Here is a 20565-nt window from a genome sequence, read left to right on the forward strand (position 1 = left end):
TGCGCACTTCGAGGTAGCAGTCATGCTGGAAAAAGTTCAGGTGCCGGTAACGCTTGACGATAGTGTCATGCACGGGATGCGCGCCGGCCACCTCAGGATGCGCGAAGCGGCTTCCGGCAGTGAAGTCGATCTGGATCGTCAGCAGCTTGGTGGCCGCGTCGAAATCGACGCCGCTCACGAACCACGGATCACTTACACCCAATGCGGCTTCGAACAGCTTGCTGTGCATGACCTGCCTTCGTCTTGATTATGCAGAAACCGGGACGATACCACCCACTGGAAATTCAACAGAGGCATTAAGGTCTTCAGAACGAACCGGAGGTGAACAGCCATGAACCCCATCCCCGTAGGTGTCGACATTGCCAAAAGCGTCATTCAGGTCCACTGGGTAGACCCGAAGAGTGGTGAAGTCATCAACAAAGCAATCAGGCGGGACCGGTTTCTCGAATACTTCGCAAACCGCCCCACTTGCCTGATCGGAATGGGAGCATGTGGCGGTGCGCACCATTGGGCGCGGCAACTGATGAAGTTGGGGCATCAGGTGAAGTTGATGCCCCCGAAGTTCGTCAAGGCCTTCAACATCGGCAACAAGAGTGATCCGGCCGATGCGCGCGCCATCTGGATGGCCACGCAGATTCCCAGCAAGGCAGTGGCCATCAAATCGGAGGCACAACAGGTAGTCCTCGCACTCCACCGCATGCGGCAGCAATTGGTCAAGTTCCGCACGATGCAGATTAACAGCCTGCGTGGTCTGCTTGCCGAGTACGGTGAAGTCATGGGCCGCAGTCGGGAAGTGCTTGACAAGGCGATACCCGGCGTTCTTGCGAAACTATCGGCACGTCTGCCTGCCATGCTGATCGATACATTGCGTGCGCAGTGGAACAGCCTGACGGTGCTCGACAGGCAGATTGCTGAGATCGAGCAACGCCTGCGCATCTGGATAAGAGAGGATCAGGCCTGCAAGACGATCGCCGCCGTGCCTGGCGTTGGCTTGTTGACCGCTACCGCGGCGGTCGCCACGATGGGCGATGCGACAGCCTTTCGCTCCGGCCGAGAATTTGCAGCCTGAATCGGCGTGGTACCGAAACAGACCGGTTCCGGCGGAAAGGTGCAGTTGCTCGGGATCAGCCGGCGAGGTGATACCTATTTACGCACGCTACTCATCCACGGCGCGCGCAGTGTTCTGCGACATCCAGAAAAGGCTGGCGCATGGATAGAGCAGCTCGCCAAACGCCGCCCGTTCAACGTGGTAATCGTGGCTCTCGCCAACAAACTGGCTAGGACCATCTGGGCGCTTCTCGCCCACAACAGGCAATATCAGAGGGAACACGTCAGTTCCAAACCCGCGTAAGGGAGCACAAATCAGAGGAAACGATTCACAAGGCCGGTAGGTCAAAAGGTTGCGCTGGCAATCGCATGTGATGACGAGATAGGTTGGACCGGGACCCACCAAACCTGAGTATGACGGAGAGCCTCGAGCTCGACACGGAAATGAGGTGTGGGTCAGCGGATTTCATCGGGGCCTGCAGCATCGAAGCTGCATCAAGGGCCGGATATAAAGGCGCAGCCGCCTCATCCGTCACAGCGGCGAAAGCCTTCGCAAAATGGGAGGCGTCCATATAAAGTCATACTGCGTTATCCCGCTGTCCGATTTTGCGCGGCCACCTCTGCCAGACCATCCAGAGAGAGCGACTCGGACGGCCGCTAGAATCATGACGTTTGTCTGCGCAAATTGATCACAAAGCGAACGATTTGTCGGAAAACTAACGTCCAGACAGCCGGCGTGATATCCGCACGTAGAGGGGTCCCGTCTACGGCTTTCACATGCAGTCCTCGAGATGGTGCGTAGAAACCTTTCCGCGGCTCATGCTGGCACGCCGCATGCCTCTTCTGGAATTGGATCTGGACAGATTCGTCGCTGCTTTGCAGCCACTCATCAAACCTTTGTTCTGCTCCGATGTGCTCAACGCCATCGGCAATGCGGTTGCAGGAAGGCTTTCCTGCCTTTGTTTACGCAGGTCAAAAAAAGGGGGGGTGCCAACGCTGTTTTCCAAGCCAAATATCATTGTTCGAAGGCCCACCACGCCATGAAGCACTGTCGGAAATCGCGCTCGCAGCCACGGCGACGCTGTGTCGAAAGTGGATGGTTTTCTGGTCGCGATCATGATTCGTATTCGCAAATTGTTTTAGGGTGATTCGGAATGTATCGTAAAGATATGCATCCGGCGGCGGCGATATTTATATCATTTGATGCCGTCGCCGTGTCAGGCATCACAGTTGAAGCGTCAAAAATGGCGAAGATTCTTGCGCGCAATCAGATTAAATCCTATCTTGACCTCGGCTACGATATAAAGATCGATAAAGGAAAATTCGGCAAACCCTACGATAAGGAACATGAGATTTACAGCGATATATTCGACTTGGTTCGTATTGACGATATCGACTCTATTCCCCACTACAATGTCGATTTCCTGGCGCATTCGCACAATGTTCTGATGGGTCGAGTTCCGCCGGTCTCTTCCAAAGGGCAGGAAGAACTCTTGCTCGCAATCAGCGAATCTTCTCTGCGACTAGCACATCGAATCGTTCAGCTATGGGATAAGCTAAGTATCAGTTATGTGATTGTTGAGAATGGTACGCTGCCGGAAAATATTATATATACCAAAGCGCTTTACACGGCGATCAAAATTTACGGCGAATGTCATTGCCTAGGGAATTTCGTCATCTGGCGCGACCACGATCTAATGTGGAGCAGTGAAAAAAACGTGATGAAATATGGCCCAGCGCCTTATCCTCATGCCATCAAGCCCGTTAGATCCAAGCATATAACATACGTTACACTCAATAATCACCTGAAAAAAAGCTGGAAGAGTGGTGCGATTACGGTGTGGAAGTAATGGTTAAAAAAATACCTACGATTTCACTGAGCATGGTGGATTTAATAGTATCAGGCCAAAATTCTTTATCCGTGATAGCGACATCGTGATCGCCCGCACCACTCGCATTATTCCGCAAAAGCGTTTGGATCGGGATATTTATTTGCTTAATCGGCTAAATCAACTTTTCAGTCAAAATGATATCGATCGAAGAGTTTTCTTGTTTGTGGCGGGCGATCCTGATGAAAATCATCCTTACTATCAAGAGCTGAATGCACTGGCCGAAAAGTTAAACGTTGAGTCATTTATAAAGTTTGTCGGTCCACTTTCGCACAAAACCATACTTTCAGTGGGCGATTCGACTACAATTGAGGATTTATATTACTCCTGTGATCTTGTTTCTTTTCTTACTTCGTGGGATTACGACAGCTATGGGAATCCAGTTGGCGAGGCGATCAGCAACAAACGGTGCTACATTACTACCAGCTACGAATATTATTGGGAGGTTTATGGTCAGTACGGCTTTGAAGCGCCCGTTCTGAAGATATCGGAAGAGAATGATTGCTTGCCTGATGAAGCATTTATTAAAGACTTGTATCTGCTCATCAATAATAGGCAATTGATGAATGACATTGCTCGGAGGAATTTTTTTATTGGCAGGCGGCTGCTTTCTGATAATTTGGCCAATATCTTGGACTTGACTTGCCATGAAGAAAGAATGCGCGATACAGTTTTTGTATCAGTTGTGGTGCCAGTTTACAACGAAACCGATCGTATCCGTGAGGTGTTGCTCTCCCTATTGAACCAAAAAACGCATGACGGCCTGATTACTCATGATGGCTACGAGCTGATTTTTGTGGATAATAATTCCACGGACGACTCCGTTGACAAAATTAACACTTTCAAATTTCAAAACCCATCCCTGGATATTTTTCTTACTCACGAGTCCGTTAAAGGCGTCTCGTCTGCAAGAAAACGCGGTATGGATTACGCGTCGGTGCGTTCAAAAGCCCGTGACAGCCGCCTAGGGACTCGGAAAAAACACTACATTGTTTCCGCCGATGCTGACTGCACCGTAGACCCTTACTGGCTGCATGCGCTGATTGAAAAGATGGTAGAGGAAAACGGGGATATTGGCACCTGCAACTACTACTACAACGAAGAAGCATTCCGCAATCGTCCCAACCTTTTCCGGGAAATCCAAAAAACACTGCGCTGCCGGGAGGTGTCGTTTTCGCTCTTCGGCGGTTTTCCCGACGGGAAGGGTTTTGCCGTTGAGCGGACTCTGTACGACAAAGTGGGAGGTATCGAAATTTTCTATCAGCTGAGCAACGGCCGCTTTGTAGAACACCTCTCCGACGACTGGGACTTTGGAATCCGGGTAATCGCTGAGGGCGGCAAGCCGGTTTACGCACGGGATTCCCGTGTGGAAATTAACAGTCGTCGCGTCGATACGATGCTAGACGAAGTAATCAGCGGTACTGCCTATGGGCAGGACGGCATCATCATCATGAAAGATGTACGTCCCGGGGAGGAAAAGCAATGGTCAACGCTGTACGACACTACTCCCGCACAGTCGCAGCAGGTCTGGTGCTACTCCATTAAAGACTACGTTCCCAAAAACATTGTGTTACCGGCGCTGCTCAATCCACAGATTTTGCTGGATGACATCACCGTGCGTCATTTTTTTACGGGGCCAGTGGCTGACCGTCTGTATCAGCGTATCCATGAAATTATGCGCGATTCAGGAATCGTCGACTTCAAACCGATCCACGCCTACAAAACCCCAGCCTATCGGCTCTATCTCGAGTTCCGTGATGAAATTTTCAGTGCCATGCGCCGCGCCGTTGGTGACGATATCGGTTTCCCGCCGCCGTTGCCGGAGTGTTTTGATGTGGTCAAACCCGAAAATTTCGAGCGCTTTGTCTACTATTTTTGTGAAGACCGTGAGTCCGGCGAAGCGCACAACTACTTCGCTAACGGCGGGGTATTCTGATGAATAACGAAATTCTGAACTCACTAAATGCTATCGATACGAATTATCCTGTGCCGCGAGTACACGATTTTCTCTCCCGTCCAGAGAACACCACATTTCTGGAGTATGTTTTTAAAGATCCGTTCGGCTGCCACGTTTTCCCTGGCGATATCTGTAGTTATCCACTCGGCGCTTTTTTTGATGACATGGACCGCGATATCAAACAGGCAAAACAGATTCATCTTTGGACATATATCCCAACTTGTCGCTACCGCTGCCATTTCTGTCAGTACCCGACGATCACTCTAAATCCACAGGCCATTTCGTCACAGGCAGTGTTCCGGGATTTGGTGGCTTACAACATCAAAGAGGCCACTATGTGGCTTCAGAACGTTCCGTGTCTCGCACATGCAGAAGTCGGCGAATTCAACATCTTCGGCGGCACGCCATCGCTGCTTCCTGAACCCGAGTTGCGGTGCCTGATGGATTTTTATCAAGGCCATTTTAACTTTTCTGTTGCTACCATGCGCTTTGAAGGCGAGCCGGGTACCCTGACCAAGCAATACCTCCAACTGTTAAAAGAGTTGGGCTTTACCAAAATCAGTTTTGGTGCGCAAGCCTTCGACGACCGTATTATCTCGGCGTGCGGGCGCATGCATTCCGCCAAACAGTGCTTGGATGCAATTTTTAACGCGCGCGAAATCGGCTTCGACTGGGTCAGCGTCGACCTTATCTACGGTATGCTCGGCCAGAGCGTTGACGATGTGAAATACGACATCGAGAAAATTCTCGAGCTGGATCTTTCCCACGTGGTATGCACCAAGCTACACATGGAAACGCTTCTGAAAAAGCGTACCGGTGTTTCCGGGGAGCGAGAAAGTCTGTGGCAAAAAAAGGGGGGGCTTATTAACATTCGTAAGATGAACTTCCCCGGGCTGGGTAAGCAATATCAGATGCGCGAGCTAATCGAGAAGCACCTCTCGTCCGGATATCTCGAACATCCGACTACATACTTTCACCGGAACCATCAGCATCCGGAGAAGTGGAAAGGGCTAGTGACCGACCTCGATAAGCAGTACCCCGAAGTGGCGATCGGTCTTGGGGGCAGCTCGAAATGTGCCCGGGCCGAGGCCATCAACATCACCAGCTACAGAAAATACAAGGAAGCTCTGGATGAAAACTATCAGCCCATTGAGGAAAGCCGGGGAGTCTCACCATATCAGCGCGAGGTGAACGCTTTTAAAATGGCCCTCTCCACACTGGTTCCGGTAGTTGACAATGTGTTCAGACAGCGTTTTGAAGGCAAAAGCTTCTTCGACAACCCTATTATTCGCCCCACGCTCAGAACGCTGGTTGATAAAGCGTTGGTAACAATCGATAGAGATGTTGTAACCCTTACCTCCAACGGAGTTACGCTGGTCGAAGCCGTGATTAACACCCAATTCGTGACCTCGGAAGTCTAAGGAGAGCGCTGTAGCGTACGCCGTTGAGAACCAGCTCACGCAGAGAAGGATTATCAGAGCCATCGCTCAAGCATAGGGCGCCGGTCCGCAAAATCCCTGACTCATTAGTAAGCAGGCGTAAAGCGCTTTTGTTGCGATACGGATAGAAATCGTCGAAATTGTCTGCTTTGTGTGTTGGTTCCATCGTTGAAGTTCTTTAAGCGCCTTTCAAGGTTTGGTGTTGACTTGTTGGTATAGATTTCGCGTAAAGGTAGCCGACCGAATTACTCCCATCGGAGTGGCGGTCGTGAAACTTGACATTCTGGAGAAACGACTACGAGCACAGTGATTAGCAATGCGGGTTTTGGTGTCTGGAACAACACCATTGACGTCACCGATCAGGTTCGACAGCAATACGCAAACGGCACGCGCGTGTTTGTCGCCGATAATCAGTATGGCGATCCTTCCCCTGGAGACCGTAAGTATCTCTACATCTTCTGGAAGGTCAACGACGCCCCGACGCAATCCGGCGTGACCGGGGAGAATGATAATCGGGGGATCAGAATCGCATAAGAGCGCCTATCCCGCCAAAAGGTTGCTCCGTCCAGGAAGCCTTGACAAACCAGCCATACTTCCGGCCGCTGCAACTCGCTGAGGAACTGAGCTGCGGTCGTAAATGATAGCAAAAGCGTTGCCGGGCATTCCCTGCAGCGCACCAGTTCAGACTGCACCATGATCTTCTCCTTGCCGACCACCATGGTCGGTAGGAAAAGTTCAGGACATTATGCGAACCATTGCCACACAACTCAGCGCCCGCGATCCCGCCTGAACACGGCGGTGCCGCCGTCGTCTACATGGTCTCTTCGCCGAATTTGCCGGCGTGGGCAATCGTGAATATCTGAACCTTCAGATATTCACGAATCTAGGCCGCCAGCCCCCCTCGGGGGTCTTTTTGAACTGAACTCTTATTGTGAATTCAAGGCAGGGTCAAAATCGCAGAGACTCCGAACCAGCCTCTAACGAACGAGCTGGCCTTCGGCATCGAGCACGTGCACCTTACCTAGACCGAGCTCGCGCACCGGCTGCTCGATCTTTTTCAGATCGCCCACGATCACCCAGGTCAGTGCTCGTGGTTTGACAATTTCGTCGATCGCCGCCTGCGCGCTTGATACACTCACCGCCTCGATGCGCTGCTCGAGCGTCTGTACGTAGTCGTCCGGACGGCCGTACTTCACGATATTGTCGACGGCGCCGATCACCGACCCGGTGGTCTCGAAACTGCCCGACAGACCGCGCAATATGGACGACCTAACCTTGTCCACTTCCTGTGCAGTCAGCGGCTTGGCACCGACGATGGCCACCGCCTCCTTTTCCATCTCGAGCGCGGATTCGGTAGTCTTGTCGGCCTGAACGGACGCGTACATCTGAAACGGCCGCTGGCCCAGCGCGCCAACAAGGCCGCTGCCGGCACCGTAGCTCCAGCGCTTTTCCTCGCGCAGGTTCATGTTCAGGCGCGACGTAAAGGTGCCGCCGAACGCGCGGTTGGCGATATCGATGTCTATGGCGTTGATCGCCTTGCTCGACGGCGCGAGCAGACCGGCGAGGATCAGGGACTGTGGCGCTTTGGGCCGGTCGATCAGAAACACCCGTGGCTTGGCTTGGTCGGCGACCTTGGCGATGTTCTTTTTCGGCAACGGCGCGGACGGCGCCCTCCAGTCGCCGAACACGGCGTCGAGTTGTGGAGTGATCTCCTTCAGCGTGGTGTCGCCGGCGACCAGGATCTTCACGTTGTCGGGCCGCAGCCAGTCGCGCCGGAACGCCTCTAGGTCGTCTGCCGTAAGTGATTTGATCGACGCCTCGGAGCCGGTGCCAGTGAACGGAATCCTGTAAGCATGGTCGTGGCCGTACAGCAGAGGCGGCAACATGCGCTCGGCGAGGGACGCCGGGTCGACCTTTTCTTGTGCGATGTGGGCTAGTCGCTGAGCACGCACACGTTCGATGTCGTCGGCCGTGAAGGCCGGGTTGCGCACGATGTCCGCGAACAGCGCGAGCGAAGGCTTGAGTTGGTCATTGAGTGTGTTAAGCAACGCGCTACAGGTATCCAGCCCGCAGCTAACACCCATGATGGCGCCCAAGCGCTGCGTGCGCTTGGCTACCTCCAGCGCGTCAAGCGACTTGGTGCTCTCGCCCATCAGGGAGGCGGCGAAGCTGGCGGTACCAAGCTTGCGTCCTTCGTCGGCGGCGTAGCCGCCATCGAACTGCAGGTAGATCTGGGTGACTGGGACAGTGTAGTGTTGCGCCAGCACCACCTCGATGCCGTTCTTCAGTTTGCCGCGCTCGAGCTTCGGAAAACGTAGTTCGGGGAAGTGAGTGACCTGCGGCACGCCTTTGGCACGGTCGACCTCGCTCTCGCTCACGACGTATTGCTGTGCAGCCGGCAGTTTGGGCTCGGGTCGACCCTGCGCGTCGGGCAGCGGCACGACCTTCGCGTCCTCCGCCTGCGGGTCAAAGTCGTTACTGCCCGGCAGCACGGTGAGCAGGTAGTCTCCCTTGGTGAGCCACCTGTCCGCCGAGGCTTTTACACTGCCAACGGTGGCGGCGTCGACGCGCTGTTGGTCCTTCTTGTAGGCACCTGGATCGCCGAGATACAGTTGCCCCGAGGCCAGCATCTGGGCCTTGTCGCCGACTTTCTCCAGGCGACGCACGAGAGAAGCGCGATAAACGACCTTGGCACGATCCAGCTCATCCTGAGTTGGGCCTTCGATGAGGAATTTATTCAGTTCGTCGGCGATGACCGACTCGACCTTGGCCGCATCCACGCCCTTGCGCACGTTAGCATTAATCTGGAACTGACCGGTCAAAGCGAGCGGTGACACGCCCGCGGACACATTGTCGGCTAACTTGTCCTGATAGACTAGGCGCTGGTAGAGCCGCGAGGTCCTGCCCCCACCGAGCACGGTAGCGGCAAGGCGCAGCGAAATCAGGTCATCCGTGCCCAACTGCGGCACAACCCAGGTGCGGTAGATGCGTGTCTGCGACACGTGGTCGTGCTGTACGCCGCGCGTGGACTTCGCCAGCGGGGTGATCCACGGCTGCTGGCGCGGCACCGGCGGACCGGCCGGGATGTCACCGAAGTACTTGACGACTTTCTCCTTGGCTTGCGCGGGTGTGATATCGCCGGCCAGCACGATCACCGCGTTGGCAGCACCATAGCGATCGCGGAACCACTGCTTCACGTCAGCCAGCGAGGCGCCGTTTAGATCTTGCATGGAGCCGATGATGTCATGCTGGTATGGATGGTTTGCCGGATAGATGTTGGACAGGATGTTCTGGTATACGCGGCCGTAGGGAGCGTTCTCTCCTTGGCGCTTCTCGTTTTGAACCACGCCGCGCTGCGTATCGAGCTCTTTCTGGCCGATTGCACCGAGCAGGTGGCCCATGCGGTCCGACTCCATCCATAAAGCCATGTCGAGCGCGGTGGTCGGCACCGTCTCGAAATAGTTGGTTCTGTCAAACCCAGTGGTGCCATTCATGCCGGTCGCGCCGGCCAGTTCGAACGGAGCAAAAAAGGAGCCCTTATGGTGCTCCGAGCCGGAGAACATCAAGTGCTCGAACAGGTGCGCCAAGCCGCTCTTGCCCTTGGGCTCGTCGCCAGAGCCGACGTGATACCAAACGCTCACCGCCACCACTGGGGCCTTGTGGTCCTCGTGCACCACGAGGGTGAGGCCGTTGGGGAGCATCGTTCGAGTGTAGGCGATCTCCGGCACTACCATGGTGGTTTCGGTAGATGCGGCTCTAACTCCGCTCGCCGCGATGATCCCGAGCGCGCATATCACCAATCGTTTTTTTAGATTTCGAGCCATAAAACACCTTATTGATTAGACTGAGCTTTAGACACTCGAACGCTGTCGCCGTCCGTTGGCGATCAGACGGCGAACGAGACTGAGATTGCGATGAAGCGAGCAGTCGAGGCCGCAGAAGCGGCATCGACTGGTAACTCAAGGGGCGTGACCCGCTTCGGGCCTCTGGGGTTTTCCAGACTTCCGCTGCATGGGAGTGTGGGAGGCAAGTCCGGTAAATTCCCGACGCAGCCATTGGGCGACCAAGCCAGCGGTGACGGGCTGACCGATTCTCAACGGCGCAATTTCGTGCATGGGGAAGTCCTCGGCAATCGCCAGGCTGAGCGACTGCGTGAGAGTCCATGCGCACGAACGAATCTGCATCCAGAGTTCGAGTAGGGTGCGCGTCTGCTGCCAGAGATTGTTGAATCCCCACCAACGCCTGAGATTGTGAAACAGCGGTTCTATGCCCCCAGCGGCGCGCGTAAAGCTGAACGATGGTTTGTGCCTCCAGATCCACTTCGGAGGCCAGTATCAGACGTCGCTTTGTCCATTCCTGCCGCTTGTCGTTGTAGAACTGGCACCAGACAGCGCGCACGGGCGTACCCTTCAGGAAGCGGGCCACGGCGACGGTCGAACGCAGGCGCTGTTCCTTGCCATAGAGCTTCATCGTCAATCCGGTTGCGCACAGCGCTTCGATGGCCTCGGCACTCAGGCGCTTGCCATAGATGCGCGGCCGTCCAGGCCGGGGCCCCCCGGACCGAACGGCCGGCCGAAACAGCACGGTATCGATACCCGCGTGGCCGATGACATGCATGTTCCGACGCAGCAATGGCAGGACCAGACGCGCGCGCATGAACCACGAGTCGAACAGCACACGTATGGGCCGCTCGATCACACCCGAGACTGCACGCACAAGCGCCAGCGCAATCCAGAGCTTGTTGATGTTGCCCGTTTCCGGAACCAGTCGCGAGAGGATCGGCAACACCATGCCGATGCCCTCGTTGCCCAGCACCCTCACACCCAGAGTCACGATGCATTGCGCCCAGACGTGTTTGGGCCCGGCTGGTCTTGCCGCTGTGCTCGCGTCGCCACCCGACGCCCGGCGCCTTCTTCGAACACCGCATGATCAGCGTATCGTCCAGGACCATGGTGAGCCTGCCGATGGGCAAGACAGCAAGCACCAGTCTGAGCAGCGCTCGCGCGAGTGGCCCCGTATGCTAGGTGCCACGCTCCAGAAGCTTGCAATACGCCGTCCAGTGGCGCGTACACCCAATGGCCGAAATTGCGCGGCTCACCCATCCTTCGGGCGAAACCATGCACCCGCTGAGCAGCTCGAGGAAGCTGGTTTGCGAGCGAAGCGGCACGGTGATAAACGGAACATTGATCCATTCACGCAGGCAAAAAATCAGTGCGTTTCGACAAGGACATGGGCCATCGCAAGAGAACCGAAAACGATTCCCATTGGCCGCCGCGTTGCTTGAGCTAAAACCTCGCAGGCTGTGCGGCGGCCTCACGATTGACTTTCCATATCAAGTTTTTCGAATTGCGAACCATTTTTCAGGACCCTTCATCGGGGGGCTGAATTTCTACAATCGAAACATGATTCTTTCCTTTTAGATTCGGCTGCTGATAAGCTGTTGAAGATGATCGCAGACGAAGCTAGAGAAAATCGTGCCAACAGCCAAGGTATCGGTCGAATCGAAATCCTTTGTCGAACAACAACGGACGGGACTTACAATGCAAACACTGATTGTCGCGAATGCAACAGTCTTGGTGCAAAAAGCACTGGGCAATGCGCTTTGGGTGTCGAGCTAGAGCAGCATCGGTGTTGCTCTGTCGGGCCTTGATCGGCGTGGGCCCCCGGCGTCAGAATAGTTGTCGTGTCGTTTGATTCTTAGAGAGGTCCGGGGGCGGTAGGATCGGCATGAATGAAAGCCTGCTCAGCAGAACGAAAAGAAGCCGTGGTGCGTCGTATGATGCCGCCGGAAGATGTGCCGGTGTCGGCGCTGGCGAGAGAAACACGAATCACGGAACAGACGTTGTACGTGTGGCGCCGCGAGGCGAAAGGAAAGGGATTGGCCGTTCCGGGCGACGGGAAGAACGCCGAAGGATGGTCTTCGGAAGACAAGTTTGCCGTTGTATTGCAAACTGCCCCGCTCAACGCAGCGGAGTTGGCCGAGTATTGCCGGCGCAAAGGGCTGTATCTCGAGCAAGTCGCGGCGTGGCGGGCCTCATGTGTGGCCGCCAACGCGAATGCTGCCGAACAGGCGCGCGAGCAACGTCAGCAGGCCAAAGAAGACAAGCAGCGCATCAAGCAACTGGAAAAGGAGTTGCAGCGCAAAGAGAAGACACTGGCGGAAGCTGCGGCGCTGCTCGTACTTCGAAAAAAAGCCCAGGCGACCTGGGGAGAACAAGAGGACGACTGACCAACGTCCCTGATCGCCTGTTATGGATATCGTTGATCCGAGAGGCGGTGGGCTCGGGCTACCTGCCGTTCACGAAGGAGATCGTGCCTGCATTCGCCAGAATCTCCGAGCGTCTGCCAGCCATTCTCGTCGACAGCTTGCGTGAACAGTGGGCCCGTGTACAGGCGATCAGCGAAGAAATTGGGGTCTGGAGCGGCGCCTCTCGAACGAGCTCAGACTTGGCGTCGAATGCCGAAGCATTGCGGGGATTCCCGGCCTGGGATTGCTGACTGCAACCGCTACAGTAGCCGCGATCGGCGACCCCGCCACGTTCCGCTCTGACCGGGAATTTGCCGCATGGCTCGGCCTAGTTCCACGACAAACCGGAACGGGCGGTCGCATCCGACAGCTTAGCCTGAGTAAAAGAGGTAACACCTACCTCCGAACGCTACTGATGCATGGTGCAAGATCGGCGGTACTTCGCGGCGCCAGAACGCCGTGGCTCGACGACTTGCTGGCACGACGCCCCTTCACTGTCGTTGTTGCCGCAGTGGCAAACAAACTCGCCCGGACCATCTGGGCGGTCCAATCACGACAAACACGATACGAGGCACCCTTCCAAGCGTAGCAACTAATCCGCGGCTGCAATCGCCAGTTGTAGTTTCCACCACCAAGGAGCGCAAGCAACGAATTGCATGATGGCTTACAGGTTGGACCGGGACGAGGCAAGTCTGGTAAGAGTCGTGAACCTTCGAGTTCGAGTGTTAGCTGAGACCCTCGTCAGCGAATTCCATATGGGCCAGCAGGCCGACCAGCCTGCATCAACGGGCCGGACATAAGCGTGCTGCCTGGACCTGTAGATCAAAGTGCAAACCCTGCTTGCTATCCGGGAGGCGTCCACATAAGCCGCTCTAAGAACACCAACAGGCTGATCGAATAAGAAAGCGATCAGCTACATGTCTGGAACCCGCATTACCGACCAACAGGTTCGCCTCTACATGTCCAAACCAAACATCACTCGCAGGAGATCGCCGCCGCCAAGGCCGGCACGAGTGTCCGCAGCGCCAGGTGCATAGAACGGGACACCGTACTGCCATGACAGAAACCGCGTCGTTACTGGCGTTCCCGTCCCGATCCCTTCGCCGACGTCTGGGATACTGAAGTCGTTCCGATGCTCGCGAATGCGCCGCAACTTCAGGCGGTCACGATCCTGCCCAAGCTGCAGGACGATCATCCCGGGGAGTATCGCGACAGCACACGCCGCACACTCGAGCGACGCGTGCGGCACTGGCGGGCGACGTCCGGCTCACCCAAGGAAGTCTTCTTCCCGCAGTTGCATGAGCCCGGCGCACGCGGCCTGTCCGACTTCACCGACATGGCTGAACTGCGAGTGACGATCGCTGGCGTGCCATTCGAACACCGGCTGTACCACTTCGTGCTCGCGTTCTCGCGCTGGGAATACGCAATGTTGTTGAAGGTGGCGAGAGCTTCGAAGCATGTCCAAGGGACTGCAAAACGCACTCTGGCAGGCTGGGGGATGTCTGCGCGAGCATCGACCGACAGTCTGTCGGCGGCGTTCAGAAACCTCGCGGACGAAGACGACTTCGCGGTGCGCTATGCGGCGCTGCTCGAGCACTATGGCATGACCGGGACCCGCAACAATCGCGGCCTGGGTCACGAGAACGGTAGCGTTGAGTCATCGCATCGCTATCTGAAGGAAGCCATCGACCAGGCGTTGATGTTGCGCGGTCACCGGGACTTCATCGATCGTGCTGCCTATGATGAATTTCTGCGCGAGGTCGTCATGCGTCGCAACCGGCGTAACGCAGCCGCGTTCCGCCTTGAGCGGGAACAACCCATGGATCTGCCGTTAAGGCGCACCAGAGACTTCGTCGAGGAAGAAGCCCGCGTCACACGCTGCAGCACCTTCACGGTACGCGGCATTCTTTACAGCGCACCATCGCGCCTGATCGGTCATCGCCTGAAGGTGCGCGTGAACGGTGACCGGCTCGACTGGTATCTGTCGGGTGCGCTGGTGCATATCACCTCGCGAGGCTCGCGTGGCGGCGACAACCGCCACGCACTGAATTACCGACACTTCATTGAGAGTCTCAAACGCAAGCTGCAAAGTCATCGTTGGATTTCGGCTCACGAAAGCCGCGCGTGCGCCGCTCGCGTTCACGCGTCGGTTGATGGCTGTACTCGGCGCGGTTGTTTACCCGGTCCGTCGCTTTAACGAACACGTGCTCTAGGCTCGCCAGCTCCGGGATTTCACGCAAATGGTCGGTAACGATCTGCGGGGTATCGGCTTTGAGCGCAGCACCCGCTTGAAAAGCGCCCACCGTTTGTCCGCAACCCAACATTTCCTACAACCGTCGGCCCGATTGGAGGAAATGCGTCACTGAACACGGAGATGGCCAGCCCCCGTTGACTAAGTCGTGCTCGTATGCAGCGCCAGCGACCTTGAACCGTACGTCTACCTCGTGCACAGGCTCACTGAATGGCCACCGCGCAACCTGCTGCGATTTGTCCGAACGCGTACCGCTCCGCATCTCAAAACTCGCACCATCGCGGGCATTGAATTCGACTGCGGCCCAACGGGGTAGTTGTCGTTCGCATGAAGCTTCCCTGCCAGTACGGCCCCACGCCGTGCAGGCCCGCGAGCTCAAGCAGGCTGACCATCGTCTTGCATGCGTCGCGTTGTGACAGGCGGGCATCGCGTTGCTCCCACGTTCTGCGGTAAGCCTCACGCGGGAACAGTGCGTCACGAAACGCGAGCCCCTTGAATGCCTGGGATTTGCGCTTCAGGGCGTCAATGAAGTGGCGGTAATCGAGCGCGTGCCGGTTGTCGTGCGCACGTGAGCCCCGAGCGGTGCTGTGGACCAGCACGCCGGACAGGTACGATCGCCGTAGATGCGCACGCCTATTCCTGTCGTCTCGGCCGCGAGTTCCTGCGGATGGTGCTTGCGCTTGTTTATGTAGAGGCGAACCTGTTGGTCGGTGATGCGGGTTCCAGACATGTGCTGACCGCTTCTTCTTTAAGAAAAGATCAGCCATCCTATTGCCCCACCGACGCGGCGCCGCCGGTGGGCCGTCTTTTCCGGCGGCTACGCCACCTCCGACTCCTCACCACCGGCCGAAACAAACGTCAACGACCGGCCAAAGTGGCGCCCCCCAGTGGTGCTGGCTCGACTTTTGCTCTTTGCTTCTCGTGAGTCATTAGGAGTGGATTGAATGAGGATTGAACACAAAATCAGATCTCACGGTGCTGCAGTCACAACCAGCGTTTTTGCGCACGCCCTACACGGTCAGGAAGGCGCGCGTCACGGGGGGGGGGGACGCCCGCCGGCGGGACGTCATGGAACCGCGAGGCAGTTCTGGGCGGCAATGGGCGTACTTGCATGGATTCGACCACGGCTGAGCCGTGCGAGGGCGTGCGCGTCGCGTTCTATCGGGCAACACCTACGGAGGCAGCATGACCTGCATTGTGGCGCTGACAGATGGCAAGAAGGTTTACATGGGTGCGGATTCGGCAGGAGCGGGGGGGGGGGCCATCACCGTGCGCGCCGACCCCAAGATTTATCGGGTGGGACCGTTCCTGATCGGCTTCACCACATCCTTCAGGATGGGGCAGCTTCTGGGCCATAGTCTGACCGTCGCGCCGCGCCCTGAGGGCACCGATGTGTTCGCCTTCATGTGCACGACGTTCATTGAGGCGGTACGCGCGTGCTTTACCCGCGGTGGGTTCGCGCGCAAGGACGGCGAACGCGAATGGGCTGGCACTTTTCTGGTTGGGTACATGGGGCGCATCTTCCAGATTGGCGACGATTATCAGGTTGGTGAATGCGCCGTGAACTTCGATGCCTGTGGTAGCGGCGAACAGGCGGCGCTGGGCTCACTGCATACCACCGCCGGTATGCCGATGCGGCCAGACGTCAGACTCGAACGCGCCTTGGCCGCGGCGGCCGAATTTTCAATGGGAGTCCGTGGCCCGTTCCGGATAGAAGTGCTGGACGGCCAGATCGCTCAACGATCGAACGAAGAAGAGGTAAGCGACGTTTGATCTACCAGTCGCCCACTTACCACGAAATGGGTGATGGTTGAGCCGCTCTTCGTGCAATGCCAGTTCCAACAGCTCGCACTGGGCGAGCCGGTCTTCAAACGCGCGCCGACCATCACGCTCGACGGCTATGCCGCCTCGCACCGCGCGGTGCGCGAAATGAAGACCGATGGTCTGCTGCCTGAAGACACGAAGGTGCGGTCCTCAAAATATCTGAACAACGTGATCGAGCAAGACCATCGCCACATCAAGTCCAGAACGAACGTGATGCCTAGATTAAGCGATTCTGGAGCGCCGCGACCACGATTTTCAGGAATCGAGTTGACGCATCGCATTCGCAAGGGGCAGTTCGATCTCGCAAAGCTCGGCCTCAAGCAGGCCGCTGCGCCCGCCGTATGGAATGCGGTCCTGTTTGATCGATAAGCCTTCCCACCTATATGAACTTTCTCAACCCGCTTACCTATTTGCACCAGAACCCGGGCCACCGTTCGACACCATACCGGGGATGGAATTTCGTCTCAAAAACCGAACCGTCCAAAAGTTCAATCGCCACTTACGGCACCCTCCGGAGCAACCAGATCCATGCGAAGCATTTCCAAACACACCGCCGCGCTCCTTATCGCGGGCTACGCGACACTCGCTCACGCCGGTTTCCCGGAGGAGCCGGTCAAGCGTTTCGCAGCCGCTCAGGGTGCCAAGATCCAGCCGCCGATCCCTGGGTTCTTGTCCGTCGTCAAGGGCAGTGAAGTCTTTTTTGTGCGTGACGACTTCTCTGTCCTGAACACTGGCAACGTCATCAATCTGCGGACGAAGCAGAATCTGACGCAGGCGCTCGAGCGGGCGAACCGCCCCACGATCGATGTTGCACAACTCAACCTGAAGGATGCAATCCGGTTCGGTAACGGTTCGCGAAAGCTCTACGTCTTCTCGGACCCCGACTGTCCTTATTGCCGACGCCTCGATGGCGAACTCACCGAGCTGAAGGACGTCACGATCTATATCTTCCCGTTCCCGCTCGCCCAGTTGCGTCCGAACGCGCACGGCGTGTCGGAGGCAGTCTGGTGCCAGCCGGATCGGGCGGCAGCATGGACCAAATATCAAGACCTTGCACGTGATGGTTTTTCGGGCCCGCCGCTCGATGCGGACCCGGAAGCGGACTATAAAAAGCGCTCAGCGCGCCTGATCTCTTCATGGCACGACTACCTCCACTCACGCCATCAGCCGGATCAGCCCACCTGCGATAACCCGATCGCCCACAACCTCAGTTTCGGCGAGAAGTGGAATATCAGCGGCGTTCCGGCCCTGGTCTTCGAGGACGGAACCCTTGTCCCTGGTCTGATGCCCACTGCCCGCATCGAGGCGCAGCTGACCCAGTCCCACGCAAACCTGGCAGCATCCAAATGAGCACGCTCAAATTTCGCCTTCTTAGCGCCGTTGCGGCGCCCGGTCGCCATACGGCGCTGCACGCTAGCCTCGTCACGCTGGTCGCCACGGCTGTCTTCATGATGCTAACAGCTGGTGACCTCGGTCCCTTGGTGTCGCTGATCATCGCCGCATCGTTCTATGTGATTTTCGCGGCGGTAGTAATCGAACTGGTTCTCGGGGGTTCCGGTGCAAATAGGTAAGCGGGTTGAGAAAGGCCATATAGGTGGGAAGGCTTATCGATCAAACAGGACCGCATTCCATACGGCGGGCGCAGCGGCCTGCTTGAGGCCGAGCTTTGCGAGATCGAACTGCCCCTTGCGAACGCGATGCGTCAACTCGATTCCTGAAATCGTGGTCGCGGCGCTCCAGAATCGCTTGACCCAGGCATCACGTTCGTTCTGGACTTGATGTGGCGATGGTCTTGCTCGATCACGTTGTTCAGATATTTTGAGGACCGCACCTTCTGTCTTCAGGCAGCAGACCATCGGTCTTCATTTCGCGCACCGCGCGGTGCGAGGCGGCATAGCCGTCGAGCGTGATGGTCTCCGGCGGCTGGCCCTGACGCTTGATGGCCTTGCTGAAAAAAGCTTTGGCCGCAGCCACGTCGCGTCGGGCTCTGAGCACGAAGTCCACCGTCTGGCCAGCCCGATCCACTGCCCGGTACAGGTAGACCCACCTGCCGCGAATCTTCAGGTAGGTCTCATCGACACGCCACGAGCGATCCGCAGGTGTAGCAAAGCGGTTCCAGCGTTTGACGAAATCGGATGTATAACGCCTCACTCAGCGCGGAATCGTCGTGTGAGCCAGCGACAATCGCCGTTCGGCCATCATCCCGACCAGATCGCGAAAGCAGAGCTTGTAGCGCAGGTACCAGCGAACGCACAGGATGATCTGCCGAACAAAATGGCGTCCGCCGAACAACCTCTCCGGACTCTTCAGCTTGCTCATCGCGGCTCGTCGGTTCGTTTTGTTCCGACAACTCGGACCCATTCGCCGGCCATATTTGCACCAGAGCTCAAATAGGTAGCGTGGTCGAAATAATCTTTATAGATCTGAATACCGTCACCTTTTCTCATTGGACAGAAAACGATAGACGCGGAGTGTCGCACCTACGACCTTCCGCGTCTTCATTGTCGACTTTGTTCGTCGCTTACAAACGAGGAATATCGATCCGCGCGCTTATCTGGCTGTTGGCACGATCATCGCTGTTCGATCCCGGGATCTTAGAGGCCCAGTTCCACACCTTCTGCATTCCAGAAGACGGGAGAACAGCACCGTCACGATCCGTGCATGACCAGCACACACTGCATTCACCTATGGCGTGGATAACACACGTACAGGTAATAGTGCATTTTCTTTTACATGTTTGGACAGTCCGAAAGGAAGGCACATGATGAGCGTTAGACGTGCGGCATCCCATTTTCTAACGACAGCCATCTTCGCGACCGCACTAACGATGGCGGGGCCAGTTCATGCGGCTGGAAAAAGTGGCGAAGCATTCGTCGTACTGAAATACATCAGTAGCGTGCTCCGAAATGGTTCTCCAGATCCCAGCATGGAACACAGGGCGTTCTGCGCCAAGAAACTGAGCGAACCGGCCACTCACTATCACGACATGAAGGTCGCGACCAAGTACGACGTAGTCGGCGACGAGCAATCGGCGAAGTCGAACTTCCCTTCGCCTGTGAGCACCCAGCCGCTGGAGCTGACTGTCGATTTACATCCACTTGGGATTGAAGGGAAATATGCATTCGGAGCCTTCAGACCTTCGCCTGTTCCGGATGACTACGTCCTCTTTTCCATGTCGCTGGAGTTCAAGGACCCAACGAGCACCTTCCTGATCATCAATGAGAACAAGCCCTTTAATTGCGTGATCTCAAGCGCCTCAGACCCCTTCACGCGGATCGAAAGCGGCAAGTTCGCTGTCGACTCGAAGTGAGAGGTATTCTCGGCTCTGGTTTAGAGCGTTTGCGGGGCTGGCAATTCAGACCCGACTGCCGGAATGGCATCGAGCGTGGGCTCGAATGCCATCGCGTCGTGTCGGTTGGCGCCCGTGACCGTGATGGCCAGTGGAATGCCGCGCGCGTCCACAACGATGTGCCGTTTGGACCCGAGCTTTCCCCGGTCTGTCGGGTTGGGGCCGGTTTCCTGGCCCCCGGGGGCTGGCAACACTGGCAGCATCGAGGCTCGCCCGTTCCCGATCAATCTGGTCGTGCTCACGCAACCGGCGAAGCATTGCCAGATGTCTGGCGACAATTACTTCTGCCGGTAGCGACAACTAGATTTGCCGGTTTCCGGCGGCCGAGCTGTTGAGGTTTGGTGCGCCGTTATCATGCGGCTCCTTGCGGAGCCGGCATGAAAAAAGACGGAGAAATCAAATTGTTGCGAGAAGAACGGCAGAAAGGGGTGAGCCAGAAGCTGGCTGCGGCGCGTACGGGGATGAGCGAGCGCACGGCCCGGAAATACGAGCGTGCTGGCCAGTTACCCAGTCAGATGAAGAAGTCTCGCACGCATCGAACGCGGGAGAATCCGTTCAGCCT

The 20565-nt window shown here is 56.6% G+C and carries 12 protein-coding genes and 11 pseudogenes; 15 read left to right on the forward strand and 8 right to left on the reverse strand.

The window, feature by feature from the left end; translation table 11 throughout:
• Positions 1-229, reverse strand: a pseudogene (locus tag GCT19_RS37645) (ISL3 family transposase); the annotation flags it as partial.
• Between the two features lie 102 nt (positions 230-331).
• On the opposite strand from GCT19_RS37645, the pseudogene GCT19_RS37650 reads away from it, so the two are divergent.
• The 6 genes and pseudogenes from GCT19_RS37650 to GCT19_RS37670 all read left to right on the forward strand — a co-directional run bounded on the left by GCT19_RS37650 (position 332) and on the right by GCT19_RS37670 (position 6866).
• Positions 332-1351, forward strand: a pseudogene (locus GCT19_RS37650) (IS110 family RNA-guided transposase).
• A gap of 530 nt (positions 1352-1881) precedes the next feature.
• A complete protein-coding gene (locus tag GCT19_RS37655) occupies positions 1882-2091 on the forward strand; it encodes a hypothetical protein (RefSeq protein ID WP_152854764.1) in 210 nt (69 codons plus the stop codon).
• Positions 2092-2201: 110 nt separating this feature from the next.
• Positions 2202-2897: a hypothetical protein gene (locus GCT19_RS43040; protein ID WP_193727501.1), complete on the forward strand. Its 696-nt coding sequence runs from the start codon at positions 2202-2204 to the stop codon at positions 2895-2897.
• Positions 2898-2982: 85 nt separating this feature from the next.
• The gene (locus GCT19_RS43045; protein WP_321576937.1) at positions 2983-4872 is read left to right on the forward strand and encodes a glycosyltransferase; all 1890 of its coding nucleotides are present in this window, start codon (positions 2983-2985) and stop codon (positions 4870-4872) included.
• Positions 4872-6314: a radical SAM protein gene (locus GCT19_RS37665; RefSeq protein WP_152854765.1), complete on the forward strand. Its 1443-nt coding sequence runs from the start codon at positions 4872-4874 to the stop codon at positions 6312-6314. Before GCT19_RS43045 ends, GCT19_RS37665 begins: the two co-directional genes overlap by 1 nt.
• A 324-nt stretch (positions 6315-6638) precedes the next feature.
• Positions 6639-6866, forward strand: coding sequence for a hypothetical protein (locus GCT19_RS37670; protein ID WP_152854766.1), 228 nt, complete (start codon positions 6639-6641; stop codon positions 6864-6866).
• Positions 6867-7309: 443 nt separating this feature from the next.
• Here the strand turns inward: GCT19_RS37670 and GCT19_RS37675 are convergent, their stop codons facing one another.
• Positions 7310-10066 carry a M16 family metallopeptidase gene (locus tag GCT19_RS37675; protein WP_152854767.1) on the reverse strand — a complete coding sequence of 919 codons (2757 nt, stop codon included), beginning with the start codon at positions 10064-10066 and terminating at the stop codon, positions 7310-7312.
• A 225-nt stretch (positions 10067-10291) separates the two neighbouring features.
• Positions 10292-11563 (reverse strand): annotated as a pseudogene (locus tag GCT19_RS37680) (IS701 family transposase).
• Positions 11564-12063: 500 nt separating this feature from the next.
• On the opposite strand from GCT19_RS37680, the pseudogene GCT19_RS37685 reads away from it, so the two are divergent.
• The 3 pseudogenes from GCT19_RS37685 to istA form a co-directional block, all read left to right on the forward strand.
• Positions 12064-12620: pseudogene (locus GCT19_RS37685) on the forward strand (transposase); the annotation flags it as partial.
• Positions 12618-13168 (forward strand): annotated as a pseudogene (locus GCT19_RS37690) (IS110 family RNA-guided transposase); the annotation flags it as partial. The pseudogenes GCT19_RS37685 and GCT19_RS37690, both read left to right, overlap by 3 nt.
• Positions 13169-13496: 328 nt before the next feature.
• Positions 13497-14686, forward strand: a pseudogene (gene istA, locus GCT19_RS37695) (IS21 family transposase); the annotation flags it as partial.
• Here istA and GCT19_RS44940 read toward each other — a convergent pair.
• The 3 genes and pseudogenes from GCT19_RS44940 to GCT19_RS44945 all read right to left on the reverse strand — a co-directional run.
• Positions 14667-14908, reverse strand: a pseudogene (locus GCT19_RS44940) (IS6 family transposase); the annotation flags it as partial. The pseudogenes istA and GCT19_RS44940 overlap by 20 nt on opposite strands.
• Before the next feature lie 246 nt (positions 14909-15154).
• A pseudogene (locus GCT19_RS37705) lies at positions 15155-15441 on the reverse strand (IS21 family transposase); the annotation flags it as partial.
• A complete protein-coding gene (locus GCT19_RS44945; protein WP_246392613.1) occupies positions 15345-15560 on the reverse strand; it encodes a hypothetical protein in 216 nt (71 codons plus the stop codon). The gene GCT19_RS44945 and the pseudogene GCT19_RS37705, both read right to left, overlap by 97 nt.
• 455 nt (positions 15561-16015) lie before the next feature.
• Between GCT19_RS44945 and GCT19_RS37710 the strand changes: the two genes are divergently transcribed.
• From GCT19_RS37710 to GCT19_RS37725, 4 genes and pseudogenes are all read left to right on the forward strand, one after another.
• On the forward strand, positions 16016-16603 hold the full coding sequence (locus GCT19_RS37710) for a hypothetical protein (protein ID WP_018431516.1): 588 nt from the start codon (positions 16016-16018) through the stop codon (positions 16601-16603).
• Positions 16604-16711: 108 nt separating this feature from the next.
• Positions 16712-17023 (forward strand): annotated as a pseudogene (locus tag GCT19_RS37715) (DDE-type integrase/transposase/recombinase); the annotation flags it as partial.
• 159 nt (positions 17024-17182) lie between these two features.
• A complete protein-coding gene (locus GCT19_RS37720) occupies positions 17183-18004 on the forward strand; it encodes a DsbC family protein (RefSeq protein WP_018431518.1) in 822 nt (273 codons plus the stop codon).
• Complete coding sequence (locus tag GCT19_RS37725; protein ID WP_018431519.1) at positions 18001-18225, forward strand: hypothetical protein; 225 nt, start codon at positions 18001-18003, stop codon at positions 18223-18225. Before GCT19_RS37720 ends, GCT19_RS37725 begins: the two co-directional genes overlap by 4 nt.
• Before the next feature lie 33 nt (positions 18226-18258).
• Here GCT19_RS37725 and GCT19_RS37730 read toward each other — a convergent pair.
• A pseudogene (locus tag GCT19_RS37730) lies at positions 18259-18973 on the reverse strand (IS6 family transposase).
• A gap of 442 nt (positions 18974-19415) precedes the next feature.
• On the opposite strand from GCT19_RS37730, the gene GCT19_RS37735 reads away from it, so the two are divergent.
• The gene (locus tag GCT19_RS37735) at positions 19416-19964 is read left to right on the forward strand and encodes a hypothetical protein (protein ID WP_152854768.1); all 549 of its coding nucleotides are present in this window, start codon (positions 19416-19418) and stop codon (positions 19962-19964) included.
• 53 nt (positions 19965-20017) lie between these two features.
• On the opposite strand, the pseudogene GCT19_RS43050 reads toward GCT19_RS37735, so the two are convergent.
• A pseudogene (locus GCT19_RS43050) lies at positions 20018-20270 on the reverse strand (transposase); the annotation flags it as partial.
• 110 nt (positions 20271-20380) lie between these two features.
• On the opposite strand from GCT19_RS43050, the gene GCT19_RS37745 reads away from it, so the two are divergent.
• On the forward strand, positions 20381-20565 hold a 185-nt coding region (locus GCT19_RS37745; RefSeq protein WP_152854769.1), incomplete at its 3' end, for a helix-turn-helix domain-containing protein.

Origin of the sequence: Paraburkholderia atlantica, from assembly GCF_009362785.1 — a bacterium.
GTDB classification, from domain to species: domain Bacteria; phylum Pseudomonadota; class Gammaproteobacteria; order Burkholderiales; family Burkholderiaceae; genus Paraburkholderia; species Paraburkholderia atlantica.

What these genes read in the sequence shown, in the direction of transcription:
- GCT19_RS37655 (WP_152854764.1), top strand. Translation starts at nt 1,882, where the DNA reads ATGCCTCTTCTGGAATTGGATCTGGACAGATTCGTCGCTGCTTTGCAG.
- GCT19_RS43040 (WP_193727501.1), top strand. Translation starts at nt 2,202, where the DNA reads ATGTATCGTAAAGATATGCATCCGGCGGCGGCGATATTTATATCATTT.
- GCT19_RS37665 (WP_152854765.1), top strand. Translation starts at nt 4,872, where the DNA reads ATGAATAACGAAATTCTGAACTCACTAAATGCTATCGATACGAATTAT.
- GCT19_RS37675 (WP_152854767.1), bottom strand. Translation starts at nt 10,066, where the DNA reads ATGGTAGTGCCGGAGATCGCCTACACTCGAACGATGCTCCCCAACGGC.
- GCT19_RS44945 (WP_246392613.1), bottom strand. Translation starts at nt 15,560, where the DNA reads ATGTCTGGAACCCGCATCACCGACCAACAGGTTCGCCTCTACATAAAC.
- GCT19_RS37710 (WP_018431516.1), top strand. Translation starts at nt 16,016, where the DNA reads ATGACCTGCATTGTGGCGCTGACAGATGGCAAGAAGGTTTACATGGGT.
- GCT19_RS37720 (WP_018431518.1), top strand. Translation starts at nt 17,183, where the DNA reads ATGCGAAGCATTTCCAAACACACCGCCGCGCTCCTTATCGCGGGCTAC.
- GCT19_RS37725 (WP_018431519.1), top strand. Translation starts at nt 18,001, where the DNA reads ATGAGCACGCTCAAATTTCGCCTTCTTAGCGCCGTTGCGGCGCCCGGT.
- GCT19_RS37735 (WP_152854768.1), top strand. Translation starts at nt 19,416, where the DNA reads ATGATGAGCGTTAGACGTGCGGCATCCCATTTTCTAACGACAGCCATC.